Annotated in this window: 12 protein-coding genes; 5 read left to right on the forward strand and 7 right to left on the reverse strand. The window is 58.8% G+C overall.

Annotated features, from left to right (window positions below):
• Positions 1 to 2: 2 nt before the first annotated feature.
• Both ACR0DK_RS14330 and infB read left to right on the forward strand, forming a co-directional pair.
• A complete protein-coding gene (locus ACR0DK_RS14330) occupies positions 3 to 626 on the forward strand; it encodes an RNA-binding protein (RefSeq protein WP_170395356.1) in 624 nt (207 codons plus the stop codon).
• Between the two features lie 8 nt (positions 627 to 634).
• Complete coding sequence (gene infB, locus ACR0DK_RS14335; RefSeq protein ID WP_170395359.1) at positions 635 to 3,109, forward strand: translation initiation factor IF-2; 2,475 nt, start codon at positions 635 to 637, stop codon at positions 3,107 to 3,109.
• 58 nt (positions 3,110 to 3,167) lie between these two features.
• On the opposite strand, the gene ACR0DK_RS14340 is transcribed toward infB, so the two are convergent.
• From ACR0DK_RS14340 to ACR0DK_RS14360, 5 genes are all read right to left on the reverse strand, one after another.
• Positions 3,168 to 3,998 carry an alpha/beta hydrolase gene (locus ACR0DK_RS14340; protein ID WP_223117460.1) on the reverse strand — a complete coding sequence of 277 codons (831 nt, stop codon included), beginning with the start codon at positions 3,996 to 3,998 and terminating at the stop codon, positions 3,168 to 3,170.
• A gap of 3 nt (positions 3,999 to 4,001) precedes the next feature.
• Positions 4,002 to 4,877: a tryptophan 2,3-dioxygenase gene (locus ACR0DK_RS14345; RefSeq protein WP_223117461.1), complete on the reverse strand. Its 876-nt coding sequence runs from the start codon at positions 4,875 to 4,877 to the stop codon at positions 4,002 to 4,004.
• Between the two features lie 63 nt (positions 4,878 to 4,940).
• Positions 4,941 to 5,969: an L-threonine 3-dehydrogenase gene (gene tdh, locus ACR0DK_RS14350; protein ID WP_170818669.1), complete on the reverse strand. Its 1,029-nt coding sequence runs from the start codon at positions 5,967 to 5,969 to the stop codon at positions 4,941 to 4,943.
• 14 nt (positions 5,970 to 5,983) lie between these two features.
• Entirely contained in the window at positions 5,984 to 7,168 is a 1,185-nt protein-coding gene (locus ACR0DK_RS14355; protein WP_480736739.1) for a glycine C-acetyltransferase, read from the reverse strand.
• A 109-nt stretch (positions 7,169 to 7,277) separates the two neighbouring features.
• Positions 7,278 to 7,841, reverse strand: a complete 564-nt coding sequence (locus ACR0DK_RS14360; protein ID WP_170395365.1) for a helix-turn-helix domain-containing protein — start codon at positions 7,839 to 7,841, stop codon at positions 7,278 to 7,280.
• Positions 7,842 to 7,953: 112 nt separating this feature from the next.
• Here ACR0DK_RS14360 and ACR0DK_RS14365 point away from each other — a divergent pair, with 112 nt between their 5' ends.
• Positions 7,954 to 9,129, forward strand: a complete 1,176-nt coding sequence (locus ACR0DK_RS14365) for an acetyl-CoA C-acyltransferase family protein (protein WP_170647239.1) — start codon at positions 7,954 to 7,956, stop codon at positions 9,127 to 9,129.
• Between the two features lie 97 nt (positions 9,130 to 9,226).
• On the opposite strand, the gene ubiB is transcribed toward ACR0DK_RS14365, so the two are convergent.
• Both ubiB and ubiE read right to left on the reverse strand, forming a co-directional pair.
• Positions 9,227 to 10,756 carry a 2-polyprenylphenol 6-hydroxylase gene (gene ubiB, locus ACR0DK_RS14370; RefSeq protein WP_170408659.1) on the reverse strand — a complete coding sequence of 510 codons (1,530 nt, stop codon included), beginning with the start codon at positions 10,754 to 10,756 and terminating at the stop codon, positions 9,227 to 9,229.
• Positions 10,757 to 11,509: a bifunctional demethylmenaquinone methyltransferase/2-methoxy-6-polyprenyl-1,4-benzoquinol methylase UbiE gene (ubiE, locus tag ACR0DK_RS14375; RefSeq protein WP_223117462.1), complete on the reverse strand. Its 753-nt coding sequence runs from the start codon at positions 11,507 to 11,509 to the stop codon at positions 10,757 to 10,759. It lies immediately after the preceding gene.
• A gap of 86 nt (positions 11,510 to 11,595) precedes the next feature.
• Between ubiE and mutM the strand changes: the two genes are divergently transcribed.
• Positions 11,596 to 12,447 (forward strand): bifunctional DNA-formamidopyrimidine glycosylase/DNA-(apurinic or apyrimidinic site) lyase, encoded by an 852-nt coding sequence (gene mutM, locus ACR0DK_RS14380; RefSeq protein WP_170567539.1) that lies wholly within the window; start codon positions 11,596 to 11,598, stop codon positions 12,445 to 12,447.
• 66 nt (positions 12,448 to 12,513) lie between these two features.
• Positions 12,514 to 13,290: an enoyl-CoA hydratase gene (locus ACR0DK_RS14385; protein ID WP_170395375.1), complete on the forward strand. Its 777-nt coding sequence runs from the start codon at positions 12,514 to 12,516 to the stop codon at positions 13,288 to 13,290.
• The last annotated feature ends 95 nt before the right edge of the window (positions 13,291 to 13,385 follow it).

A 13,385-nucleotide genomic window follows, 5' to 3' on the forward strand; every position in this document is an offset into this window, starting at 1 on the left:
ACATGGGTCGCGGTGGCGTCCATAAGGATCGGTCGGAAGGCCCTGAACGCAAGTGCATCGCCACGGGCGAGGTTCAGCCCAAATATGGCTTGATCCGCTTTGTAACGGGGCCCGACGGTCAGGTCTTTCCCGATGTCGCGGCAAAACTGCCGGGGCGTGGGGTTTATGTTGCGGCGGATCGTGCGGCGCTGGACAAGGCGGTGAACAAGAAACTGTTCTCGCGCGGGTTTAAGGCACAGGTGAGTGCCGCCAAGGACCTGACCGATGAGGTCGAGAAACAGGTGGCGCGTCGTGTGATCGAACTGATCAGTCTGGCGCGCAAATCCGGAGATGCGGTCGCCGGGTATGAAAAGGTCAAGTCGTGGCTGGACCGGGAAGAGGCCCAGGTGCTGATTCAGGCCTCAGACGGATCGGGGCGCGGCAAGTCGAAACTCAGCACGCCGCACTTCGGGAAATACATCGGCTGGCTGACCGCAGACGAGCTTGGGGCGGCATTTGGGCGCCAAACCGTGATTCATGCGGCCTTGGCCTCTGGCGGACTCGCCAAACGTGTTGTAGAGGAAGCGCAGCGCCTGCGTGGCTTGCGCGAAAAGGATGACGGCGGCAAGGGCCGCTCGGAAGGGTAAGAAGCTTTATGAGCGATAGTGACGGCAAAAAGACATTGGGTCTTCGTGGCGGGGCACGCCCCGGAAATGTGAAACAGAGTTTCAGCCACGGACGCACCAAGAATGTCGTGGTGGAGACCAAACGCAAACGCGTGGTCGTTCCCAAGCCGGGCGCGACCAAACCAAGTGGTGGTGCGACACCTTCGGGTGATCCTTCGCGTCGCCCAGCGGGTATTTCCGATGCGGAAATGGCGCGTCGTATGAAGGCGTTGCAAGCCGCCAAGGCACGTGAGGCTGAAGAGGCCGCTGCCCGTGAGGCGCAGGAAAAGGCGCGCGAAGAAGAACGCGCACGCCGCCGGGCCGAACAAGAGGCCAAGGAACGCGAGCAGCGTGAAGCTGAAGAGCGTGCCCGTGCCAAGGCCGAAGAGGAAGAACGCAAGCGTAAAGAGGCCGAGGAAGCAGCCCAGCGTGCTGCCGCAGCCCCGGCACCCGCCGAGCCCAAGGCCGCACGCAGCCCATCCAGCAAGCCTGCACCTGCTGCGGCACCGCGCAAGCAGGATCGCGAGCGTGAGCAGCGTGGCCGTGGCAAGGGCCGTGACGACAACCGCCGCTCGGGCAAGCTGACACTGGGTCAGGCGACCGGCGGTGAAGGCAATCGCCAACGCTCGATGGCCGCGATGAAGCGCAAGCAGGAGCGTGCGCGCCAGAAGGCCATGGGCGGCACGGTCGAGCGGGAAAAGGTGATCCGCGACGTTCAGCTGCCCGAGGCGATCATGGTCTCGGAACTGGCCAACCGTATGGCCGAGCGCGTGGCTGACGTTGTCAAATCGCTGATGCAGATGGGCATGATGGTCACGCAGAACCAGACCATCGACGCTGACACGGCTGAACTGATCATCGAAGAATTTGGCCACAAGGTCACGCGTGTGTCCGATTCGGACGTTGAAGACGTCATCAAAGAGGTCGAAGACAGCGATGACGATCTGCAGCCGCGTCCGCCGGTCATCACCATCATGGGTCACGTTGACCACGGCAAAACCTCGTTGCTGGATGCGATCCGCGACGCGCGTGTTGTTGCCGGCGAAGCTGGTGGCATCACCCAGCATATCGGCGCCTATCAGGTGAAAACCGATGGCGGAACTACGCTGACTTTCCTGGACACTCCCGGCCACGCGGCCTTTACCTCGATGCGCTCTCGCGGTGCTCAGGTCACGGATATCGTGGTTCTGGTTGTTGCCGCCGATGACGCTGTGATGCCGCAGACGATCGAGGCGATCAACCACGCCAAAGCGGCCGAAGTGCCGATGATCGTGGCGATCAACAAGATCGACAAGCCCGACGCGAACCCCGACAAAGTCCGCACTGACTTGCTGCAGCACGAAGTGATCGTCGAGAAGATGTCGGGTGAGGTTCAGGACGTTGAGGTCTCGGCCATGACTGGTCAGGGTCTGGACGAATTGCTGGAAGCTATTGCACTGCAGGCCGAGATTCTGGAACTAAAAGCCAACCCAGATCGCGCCGCCCAAGGTGCCGTGATCGAGGCGCAGCTGGATGTGGGCCGTGGTCCCGTCGCCACCGTTCTGGTTCAGAACGGCACGCTGCGTCAGGGCGATATCTTCGTTGTGGGTGAGCAGTACGGTAAGGTCCGTGCGCTGATCAACGACAAGGGCGACCGCGTCAAAGAAGCTGGCCCCTCAGTTCCGGTCGAGGTTCTGGGTCTCAACGGTACGCCCGAAGCAGGTGACGTTCTGAACGTGACCGAGACCGAAGCGCAGGCCCGTGAGATCGCTGCTTATCGTGAGCAAGCCGCCAAGGACAAACGCGCTGCTGCTGGTGCCGCGACCACCCTTGAACAGCTGATGCAGAAGGCGAAGGAAGACGAAAACGTCACCGAGCTGCCTATTCTGATGAAAGCGGATGTGCAGGGCTCTGCCGAAGCCATCGTTCAGGCGATGGAGAAGATCGGCAACGACGAAGTGCGCGTACGCGTTCTTCACTCGGGTGTTGGTGCGATCACCGAGACGGATGTCGGCCTGGCCGAAGCCTCCGGTGCACCGATCTTTGGCTTCAACGTGCGTGCGAACGCATCGGCGCGGAACACCGCCAACCAGAAAGGCGTCGAGATTCGCTACTATTCGGTGATCTACGATCTGGTGGATGACGTGAAAGCGGCAGCATCTGGCCTGCTGAGCGCCGAGATTCGCGAGAAGTTCATCGGTTACGCCGAGATCAAAGAGGTCTTCAAGGTTACCGGCGTCGGCAAAGTTGCTGGCTGTCTGGTCACCGAAGGTGTTGCCCGCCGCTCGGCTGGCGTACGCCTGCTGCGCGACAACGTGGTGATCCACGAAGGCACGCTGAAGACCCTCAAGCGCTTCAAGGATGAAGTGGCCGAGGTACAGTCGGGTCAGGAATGCGGTATGGCGTTCGAGAACTACGACGATATCCGCGCTGGCGACGTGATCGAAATCTTCGAGCGCGAAGAGGTCACGCGTACGCTGGACTGATCCGGATCTAGAAAAAACTTGAAACAGCGGCCCCACTAGGCCGCTGTTTTCATTTAGGTTAGTCCGTGCGCGACGACAGAAACGTGCCCGAAGGCATGATGATGTCAAAATGATGCTTGCCCTTCTGCAGATCGAAACTGACCGAATGTCCGGCCTTGCGCAGTAGTTCAGCATAGTCACGGCTTTGGCGGATAAACTCGGGCGTATCCCGCTCGGCGACTGTCACCCTGTAACGGGGTCCCGGCGCGGGCAGGTTGAGGCAGGGTGAGAAATCGTGAATCTCGACTTTGGTCAGTTGCAACGGATCATTCACCGAGGTCAGGCAGATCGGAACAAGGTCATAGATCCCGCTAATCAGGATCACATTGCGCACCCGCAGGCCAGCCTGCGCAAATGCCTTCGAAGATGTCGCCATCACCATCGCAACCAGATGGGCACCTGCACTGTGACCCGATAGCGTGATGTTTGATGGATCAAAACCCAGTGTTTCGGCCTGTGACGCAAGCCACAACAAGGCGGTACGGCATTCGTCGACCATCTGCCCCAATCTGGCATCGGGTGCGAGCGTATAATTCAGCGTGGCAAAGGCTTGCCCGTTCTCGTGCAATACCGGTGCCATAGGGGCCGACTCACGCTGGCTAAGCGCCTGCCAATAGCCACCATGAATAAAGACATGCAAAGGCGCGTTGGCGCCAGGTGCGGGGAAGAAATCCAGAACTTGCGTCGGGCTGTCGCCATAGGAACGGTTTTCCTGCATCCTAATTTCAGACCGTGCCTGTGCGCTGAGGGCAGAATAGCTGGCTAGATATGGCGTCAGATCACCGCCAATCATTGAGCTAGGGGAATACTCCTGCTCAAGCTCTTCTTGGGTGAATCCGCGATACAGCATGGCCTATTCCCCAGTATACATCAGTTCGGTTCGCACGTCGTAGAGGTCGTGGAAAAACCGCAACTCCAGCGCTTTGCGCAGGAAGGCCACGCCGCTAGATCCACCCGTTCCGGGCTGCATTCCGATCACGCGCTCAACCGCGGTTGCATGATCGAATCGCCACCTCTGGAACAGAGATTCCACATCCATCAGTTTTTCGGCCAGCGCGTAAAGATCCCAGTATTGTTCCGTGTTGCGGAACACTTCGACCCAGATTTTGACGATACGCGGATCGCCGGAATAGGGCTTTGCGTAATCCCGCTCGATCAGCTCCTGCGGCACGTCAAACCCTTGCCGGGCCAGCAACCGCAGCACTTCGTCATAGAGCGAGGGTTTGGTAAGAGCCGCGTTCAGCATCTCCATCACTTCTGGGTCATGCGCATGCACTTTCAGGGTCGCGGGATCTTTGTTGCCCAGAATAAACTCGATTTGGCGATAGCCATAGCTTTGAAAGCCTGACGAACTGCCTAATGCGTCCCGAAACGTCATGTAGTCCGCGGGGGTCATAGTCAGTAGCGTCTCCCACGCGGCGATCAACTGCCGTTGGATCGCCTTGATCCGGTCGAGGTTCTTCATCGCGGGACCGAAATCGTCCTGCTGCAAGAACCGGCGGACTTCGACAAGTTGATGGTGCATCAGTTTCAGCCACAGTTCGCTGACCTGATGAATGATGATGAACAACATCTCATCAGGTTGGGCCGGGTCCTGAAAGGTCTTTTGCAGGTTCAGCAGAGTCTTAAGTTGCAGAAAATCCCCATAGCTTTTGCGGTGAGTTTCTGTGAAATCGGTGACCAGAGACTCTTCGATTCCCCGTTCTGTATACCTGTCTTTGTCGCCCATGTGCTCCTCCAGACGCGCGGGTTTATCCCTGTTTAGGGACAAAACCCGCACGGTTCCAGAGCGTTAGGTCCAGTCCAGAACCACCTTGCCTGATTGACCGGATTTCATGGCCTTGAATCCCTGGGCAAAGTCATCGACCGCGAACTGGTGGGTGATTACGCGGCTGACATCCAGCCCGTTCTGCAACATGGCGATCATCTTGTACCAGGTTTCGAACATCTCGCGCCCATAGACACCCTTGATGGTGATAGCTTTGAACACGATGCGCGACCAGTCCACCGGAGATTTTCCGGGCGGAATCCCCAACAGTGCGATCTTGCCGCCCATAACCAGCGCTTCGACCATCTGGTCCAGCGCGGCTTGCGAGCCCGACATTTCAAGCCCGACATCAAAGCCCTGAGTCATGCCCAGTTCCGCGATGACATCCTGCAGATCCTCTTTGGACACATCAACGGTGCGTACCGTTGGTACCACGTGTTCGGCCAGTTTCAGGCGGTCGGGGTTGATATCGGTGATCACTACATGCCGGGCACCGGCATGACGGGCAACGGCGGCGGCCATGATGCCGATGGGGCCTGCGCCAGTAATCAATACGTCCTCGCCCAGCAGATCGAAGCTGAGTGCAGTGTGCACGGCATTGCCCAGCGGGTCGAGGATCGCCCCGATCTCATCCGGTACGTCGTCAGGCAGGGGCACAACGTTAAAGGCAGGCAGTTTAAGGTATTGCGCAAAGGCTCCCTGTTCATTCACACCGATACCGCGCGTGCCGGGATCAAGGTGGAACTTGCCCGCACGGCTCTGGCGGCTGTCAGGGGTGATCAGATGCCCCTCGCCTGAACAGCGCTGGCCGACCGTCATCCCTGTCACGTTGCGACCCAATTCAACAATTTCACCCGCGAACTCGTGGCCGGTGATCATCGGGATCGGCACGGTGGCCGCAGCCCATTCATCCCAGTTCCAGATATGAATATCCGTGCCGCAAATCCCGGTCTTGTTGATGCGGATCAGAACCTCGTCTGGGCCGATCTCGGGTACCGGGGCCTGCACCATCCACAGGCCTTCCTCGGGCTTGGATTTCTCAAGGGCTTTCATCGTGTTGGGCCGCATCAGATTATCCCCAATTCTTTGCCGACCCTGCCAAATGCCGCGAGCGCCCGGTCTAATTCGTCGCGTGTTAGAGCCGCATTCATCTGCGTTCTGATTCGGGCCTGACCACGCGGCACGACAGGGAAGAAAAAGCCCGAAACATAGACGCCTTCGTCAAACAATCGCGATGCCATATCCTGCGCCAGGGTCGCTTCACCCAGCATGACCGGGATGATCGGGTGTTCGCCCGGAAGTAGGTCGAAGCCGAGATTCTCTAACCCGGCGCGCCAGTGCTTGGCATTGCCGAACAATTGGGCGCGCAGCATGTCACCTTCTTCAACCAGACGGATTGCCTCAAGCCCTGCGGCAACGATGGACGGCGGCAGCGAGTTTGAGAACAGATAGGGCCGCGCCCGCTGCCGCAGCAGGTCGATCACTGGCTGCGGCCCGGCGATATAACCGCCGATTGCCCCCCCAAGTGCCTTGCCCAAAGTTCCCGTCAGAATATCCACGTCGACGCCGAAGTGGTCCGGCGTGCCCGCTCCGTTTGGCCCCATAAAGCCGGTGGCGTGGCAGTCATCGACCATCACGATGGCGTCGTATTTGTCGGCCAGCTCGCGAATCTTCGGCAGATTGGCCAGATAGCCATCCATTGAGAACACGCCATCGGTTGCGATCATGATATGCCGCGCCCCGTCCTCGCGCGCTTGTTTCAGCCACGCTTCGAGGTCATTCATGTCGTTGTTCATGTAGCGATAGCGTTTTGCCTTGCACAGCCGTACCCCGTCGATGATCGAGGCATGATTTAGACTGTCAGAGATGATGGCGTCTTCGGGCCCTAACAAAGGCTCAAACAACCCGCCATTGGCGTCGAAGCAGGCAGCGAACAGAATTGAATCGTCCTTGTTCAGGAACTTTGCCAGCTTCTGCTCAAGTTCACGATGGATGTCCTGCGTACCGCAGATGAACCGGACCGAGGCCATGCCGAACCCCTTGGGCTCCATTGCGCCTTTGGCGGCGTTGATCAGCGCAGGGTGATCGGCCAAACCCAGATAGTTGTTGGCGCACAGGTTGATCACCTGCTTGTCCCCCACTGTAATCTCACCGCCCTGAGGCGAGGTGATCATTCGTTCGCGCTTGTACAGACCCTCTGCCTCAATCTGCGCGAGTGTATCCGAAATATGGGACAGGAATGCATCAGCCATGGCGACCTCCGTTAATCTGAGTCGCACGTCTAACATAGCGGATGAAATTCCCAAATAGGAGAATTACAGTATTTGGGAAAAATATCCGTGAAGGCGGAATCTTGCCCGTTCAGGCGTTTTTTACGATCAGGAAAACGCGGGCCGGGTTTTCAGCGCTTATCGAATGCGTAATATCGGCGGCATACCGGGCGGTATCCCCTTGTTTCAGATCGCTGGATGCCGTTCCCGAAGTGACACGGACGGCGCCTTCCAGCACAGTCAGTTGCTCCCGTGCGCCGCGCGCATGAGGTTGGCTGTTCAGGCTCCCATTGGCCTGAAACTGAATATCATAGACCTCGTGTCCTCCGGCCTCTTCGGGGGGAGAGAGGATGCGAATCCGGCATTTCTCGCCCATATTGTCGATACTGGGCACTTCTGCTTGACGCAGCACTTCGATCTGGTCGGTCGTTTTGGCGTCTTCCAAAAGTCCGGCGAAATCCACCTGCAGAGCGCGTGTCAGGTTCCACAGAGTCGAAATTGTGGGGCTGCTTTCGCCACGCTCGATCTGGCTGACCATGGAACGCGAGACGCCGCTGAGGTTGGCGACCGCCTCAAGCGACAGGCCTTTGGCGCGGCGCGCCTCTTTCAATCGGGCGGGCAGGCGCGTCAGAATATCGTCTGTGTTTTCCGTCATGACGGAATCCATGGGTGTTGCGCAACGTAATGTCAATTCCGGCGTGACAGTGAGTCTAATATGAAGATCATGCTGCAGGTGCATAATGGGCGCGAGACTTGGAGGAGAAAACATGACGGACATAGTAATACTGGACGGTGCGCGCACAGCCATCGGGACCTTTGGCGGTGCGTTGGCCTCGACCGCTCCGATCGATCTGGCGACCGTGGCGACCGAGGCGGCAATGGAGCGTTCGGGCGTTGAAGGCGCGCAGATTGATCATGTTGTCTTTGGTCATGTGATCAACACCGAACCGCGCGACATGTATCTATCGCGTGTCGCCGCAATGCAGGCGGGTATTCCGAACGGGACTCCGGCGATGAACGTGAACCGGCTGTGCGGTTCGGGGGCGCAGGCAGTAGTGTCGGCGGTGCAGGCGCTGATGCTAGGCGATGCCGAGTTTGCCGTGGCGGGCGGTGCGGAAAGCATGTCGCGCAGCCCTTATGTCGTACCGCAGGCCCGTTGGGGGGCGAAGATGGGCGATGTCAAATCGCTCGACATGATGCTAGGTGCGCTGAACTGCCCATTCGGCACCGGGCATATGGGGGTGACCGCCGAGAATGTGGCAGATGAACACCAAATCAGCCGCGAACAGATGGACGCGTTTGCGCTGACCAGCCAGACCCGTGCGGCTGCGGCGATTGAGGCCGGGTATTTCGACAGCCAGATCGCGCCGGTGCAGGTCAAGGTCAAGCGCGACATGGTCGACTTCAAGGTCGATGAACATCCCAAGGCCACCACTGCCGAGGCGTTGGCCGGATTGCGCCCGGTATTCCAGAAAGATGGGCGGGTGACGGCGGGCAACGCCTCGGGCATCAATGACGGCGCGGCGGCGATGGTTTTGGCGACAGCAGATGCTGCAGAAAAGGCGGGCTTGAAACCTAAAGCGCGCGTGATTGGCTATGCCCATGCCGGCGTGCGACCCGAGGTGATGGGCATCGGCCCGGTTCCAGCTGTGCAGAACCTGTTCGCAAAGACGGGTCTGTCTTCGGATGATTTCGACGTGATCGAAAGCAACGAGGCGTTTGCGGCGCAAGCTCTGGCCGTCAATCAGGAATTGGGTCTGGACGCTGCAAAGGTGAATCCGAACGGTGGGGCTATTGCGCTGGGCCATCCGGTGGGCGCCACAGGGGCGATTATCACGCTTAAGGCATTGTATGAGTTGGAGCGTATTGGCGGATCGAAAGGTCTGATCACCATGTGCATCGGCGGAGGTCAGGGGATTGCCCTCGCCATCGAGCGGCTCTGAGTTGGACCGGGGCAAGGGGGGGCTGTCTGCCCCCCATCGCGCCGGGGCGCGATTCCCCCCGAAGGTATTTTTGGCCAGATGAAGCGGTCGGGTTGGTTTAGCTGAGTGCGAAGATGACAAGCGTCGCGGCTATGCCTGCGGCCGCGCCGATCGCTGCTGGCAGAAGGTTTGCGATGAAACCAGGGGTCTTTGGGTCGTCTTTTTGGGTCTGGGCAATCAGGGCATTTTCCACCAGACCGGGCAAGCGGGGGCCGAAACGGGCAAGCACCAGGGCGGTTTTACCAAAATCGCGCAGGGCGGCGCGGGGGCCGATGGATTGTTTGATGTAATCCTCGACCACCGGTCGGGCGACTTCCCAGATGTTCATGTGATCATCAAGCGAGCGGGCGACGCCTTCGACCACCACCATGGTGCGTTGCAGCAGGATCAGCTCGGTGCGGGTTTCCATGCCAAAGCGTTCAGTGACTTCGAACAGGTAGCTTAGCAGCCGACCCATCGAGATATGGGTGGCGTCCATGCCGAAGATTGGCTCACCTACCGCGCGCAAGGCGCGGGCGAATTCGTCGACGTCCTGATTGGCAGGCACATAGCCTGCTTCGAAATGGACTTCAGCCACGCGTTTATAGTCGCGGCGGATGAAACCAAAGAGAATCTCGGCATATACCCGGCGAGTATATTCATCGATATGACCCATGATGCCGTAGTCATAGGCGATAATGTCCCCGTTCGCAGCGACCTTGAGGTTGCCTTGGTGCATGTCGGCGTGAAAATAGCCGTCGCGTAGCGCGTGCAATAGGAACAGGCGGAGCACGCGCTCAGCCAGATCGCGGCGATTATGTCCGGCAGCGTCCAGCGCGTTGTTATCTCCCAAGGGAATGCCATCAGCCCAGCTGAGCGTCATGACGCGGCGTGCGGATAGCGACCAGACCACCGGAGGCAGCCAGAATCCGGCATCATCCTTGGTATTGGCAGCGTATTCCGAGGCGGCGGCACTTTCCAGACGCAGGTCCAACTCGCCGCGTACTACGCCGTCGAAATGCTCGATCACTTCCATCGGGCGTAGTCGGCGCGCTCCGGGGGCGCAAAGTTGCACCATACGCGCGGCGAAATAGAACGCGTCTACATCCTTGCGGAAGGCGCGCTCGATACCCGGTCTCAGGACTTTGACAGCAACGTCTTCGCCTGTGCTGGTCAGCTTGGCCTTGTGAACCTGAGCAATCGAGGCAGCGGCGATGGGTTCACTGAACTCACTGAATATCTCTGACGTCGGTTGGCCTAATTCTTTCTCGACCTCTGCCATTGCTTCAGCTTTGGAAAAGGGCGGCAGCTTGTCTTGCAGAACACGCAGTTGCTCGGCCAGTTCATTTCCCACTACGTCGGGGCGGGTCGAAAGCACCTGCCCGAATTTGATGTAAGCCGGACCCAATGCGGTCAGGGCACGGGTGGCGGGCGGCATCTCGGGGTCGCCCTTGTAGCCCAGCCATTGGAACGGTTTGCCCAGCGTATGCGCCAGAATACGTACGGCGCGCGGCGCTTCAAACGCGTCCAGCACCACATTCATGGCACCGGTGCGTTCCAGCGTGGCGCCCGTCCGGACCAGGCGAATGATGTTGTGGGGGCCGCGCATCTAGATCTTCCAGCCAGAATGCAGTGCGGCAATGCCCATGCTCAGGTTGCGGTATTTGGCGTTTTCGAACCCGGCGGTGCGGACCATGTTCAGGAATGTCTCCTGATCTGGGAACTTGCGGATCGATTCCACAAGGTACTGATAGCTGTCGTAGTCGTTGGCGATCAGCTTGCCCATACGCGGGATGACATTGAAACTGTAGAGGTCGTAAAGCTTCTGCAGCCCGTCATTGGGTAACTGGCTGAACTCAAGCACCATCAGACGACCACCGGGCTTCAGAACGCGATAGGCCTCGTTAAGCGCCTCTTGCGGGCGGGTGACGTTCCGGATGCCGAAGGAGATGGTGTAGACGTCGAAGGTGTTATCCTCAAAGGGCAGCGCCATCGCATCGCCCACCACCCAACTCAGGCTGTCGGACATCTGGTCGGCCTCGGCGCGCTGGCGGCCTTCGACCAGCATCGGCTCGGTCAGGTCCAGCACGGTAGCATGGCCGTGGCCTGCGCGCTTCAGAAAGCGGAACGAGATATCGCCGGTGCCGCCCGCCACATCCAGAAGCCGCTGACCGGCGCGCGGGGCAAGCCAGTCCATCATCGCGTCTTTCCAGACCCGGTGGATGCCCATCGACATCACGTCGTTCATCACGTCGTATTTCGAGGCGACCGAATTGAACACGCCCTGCACGCGGCCGGCTTTTTCAGCCTCGCGCACGGTTTCGAACCCGAAATGGGTGGTCTTGTCGTTGGTGTCGGACATTTGCCTTGCCGTTTGTCGAATTTCGCCTCTGTTATAGGGCGATAAGAGGCGGGCACAATGCGGCCCTTTGGAATAGGAGCCCTGTAATGCCCGAATTGCCCGAGGTCGAGACAGTAAGACGCGGCCTGAGCCCCGCAATGGAGGGCGCAGTGATCGAAAGGGCGGATGTGAATCGCCCCGATTTGCGTTGGCCTTTCCCGGCTCGGATGGCCGAGCGGCTGACGGGGCAACGGGTGGATCGGCTGCGGCGACGATCGAAGTACATTCTGGCGGATCTCAGCAGTGGCGAGACGTTGTTGATCCATCTGGGCATGTCGGGGCGGATGACGGTCTCTGGCGATCCGCTCGGACAGTATGCGCATGAGCATCCGATGGCGCAGAAACATGATCACGTGGTGTTTCATATGGCTAATGGCGCACGCATCATCTTCAACGATCCGCGCCGGTTCGGGGCAATGGACCTGCTGCCGACGGCAACGGCGGAGCAGCACAAGCTGCTATCGGTTCTGGGACCTGAACCGTTGGGTAATGATTTTCACGAACAGCACCTGATAGACGCCTTCAAAGGCAAGAACAGCCCGGTCAAATCGGCGTTGTTGGATCAGGGAATCGTTGCCGGTTTGGGTAATATTTACGTCTGCGAAGCGCTTTATCGCGGCAAGGTGTCGCCACGTCGCAAAGCGGGACAGATTTCTGCGCCACGCGTTGCGGCCCTTGTGCCGATCATCAGAAAAGTGTTGCAGGACGCGATTGAAGCGGGTGGGTCATCGCTGCGCGATTTCCGCCAAGCCGATGGAGAACTTGGATATTTTCAACACAGTTTCGACGTTTACGGCCGCGAAGGAGAGCCTTGTCGAACTGAGGGTTGTGGCGCTGAAATCAAGAGAATCACCCAGTCCGGTCGCTCATCCTTCTATTGCGCGCAATGCCAAAGATAACTTGATCCAGCGAAATCGCGTGATAAGGAATCGTACCTGAACGGAACAACCGGAAGCTTACACCTCATGGCTTTTGAGACGATCATCGTCGAAATCGAAGACCACGTCGCCCTTATCAAGCTCAACCGCCCCGATGCGATGAACGCGCTGAACACCCAGTTGCTGGGTGAGCTGTGCGAGGCGCTGGAAGATGCGGATAGCAATGACAAGGTGCGCTGCATCGTCATCACCGGCTCGGACAAGGCCTTTGCCGCCGGTGCGGACATTAAGGAAATGTCCGAGATGAGTTTTGTCGATGTATTCGACGTCAATCTGTTTGCAGACGCCAACGATAGGGTTTCCGCGATCCGTAAACCTATCATCGCTGCCGTTGCTGGTTACGCGCTGGGCGGCGGGTGTGAACTGGCGATGCTGTGCGATTTCATCATCGCTGCCGACACCGCCAAGTTCGGCCAGCCCGAGATCAATCTGGGCGTCATCGCGGGGCTTGGTGGCAGTCAGCGTCTGACCCGCTTCGTTGGTAAGTCCAAATCGATGGATATGAACCTGACAGGCCGCTTCATGGACGCGGAAGAGGCCGAGCGCGCGGGATTGGTCAGTCGTGTCGTGCCCGCCAAAAAGCTGATCGAAGAGGCAACCGGTGCGGCGCAGAAGATTGCAGAGAAATCGCAGATCACGGCCATCGCGGCCAAAGAGGCTGTGAACCGCAGCTATGAGCTGCCGCTGAGCGAAGGCATGCTGTTTGAGCGTCGGGTGTTCCATTCGATGTTCGCGACAGAGGACCAGAAAGAAGGCATGGCCGCGTTTCTGGAAAAACGTGCGGCTCAGTTCCGCGACAAGTGATCATAATCGTCGCTTAGTGATATTAGGCGGGCAGACCCCGCCTTTTTCCCTCATCACATACTGGAAGAATCAGCTTGGCAAACCTGCCAAACTTG

The sequence above is a fragment of the Ruegeria sp. CE6 genome, assembly GCF_056537485.1.

What these genes read in the sequence shown, in the direction of transcription:
- ACR0DK_RS14360 (WP_170395365.1), bottom strand. Translation starts at nt 7,841, where the DNA reads ATGACGGAAAACACAGACGATATTCTGACGCGCCTGCCCGCCCGATTG.
- ACR0DK_RS14340 (WP_223117460.1), bottom strand. Translation starts at nt 3,998, where the DNA reads ATGCTGTATCGCGGATTCACCCAAGAAGAGCTTGAGCAGGAGTATTCC.
- ACR0DK_RS14355 (WP_480736739.1), bottom strand. Translation starts at nt 7,168, where the DNA reads ATGGCTGATGCATTCCTGTCCCATATTTCGGATACACTCGCGCAGATT.
- ACR0DK_RS14345 (WP_223117461.1), bottom strand. Translation starts at nt 4,877, where the DNA reads ATGGGCGACAAAGACAGGTATACAGAACGGGGAATCGAAGAGTCTCTG.
- mutM (WP_170567539.1), top strand. Translation starts at nt 11,596, where the DNA reads ATGCCCGAATTGCCCGAGGTCGAGACAGTAAGACGCGGCCTGAGCCCC.
- ACR0DK_RS14365 (WP_170647239.1), top strand. Translation starts at nt 7,954, where the DNA reads ATGACGGACATAGTAATACTGGACGGTGCGCGCACAGCCATCGGGACC.
- tdh (WP_170818669.1), bottom strand. Translation starts at nt 5,969, where the DNA reads ATGAAAGCCCTTGAGAAATCCAAGCCCGAGGAAGGCCTGTGGATGGTG.
- infB (WP_170395359.1), top strand. Translation starts at nt 635, where the DNA reads ATGAGCGATAGTGACGGCAAAAAGACATTGGGTCTTCGTGGCGGGGCA.
- ACR0DK_RS14385 (WP_170395375.1), top strand. Translation starts at nt 12,514, where the DNA reads ATGGCTTTTGAGACGATCATCGTCGAAATCGAAGACCACGTCGCCCTT.
- ubiE (WP_223117462.1), bottom strand. Translation starts at nt 11,509, where the DNA reads ATGTCCGACACCAACGACAAGACCACCCATTTCGGGTTCGAAACCGTG.
- ubiB (WP_170408659.1), bottom strand. Translation starts at nt 10,756, where the DNA reads ATGCGCGGCCCCCACAACATCATTCGCCTGGTCCGGACGGGCGCCACG.
- ACR0DK_RS14330 (WP_170395356.1), top strand. Translation starts at nt 3, where the DNA reads ATGGGTCGCGGTGGCGTCCATAAGGATCGGTCGGAAGGCCCTGAACGC.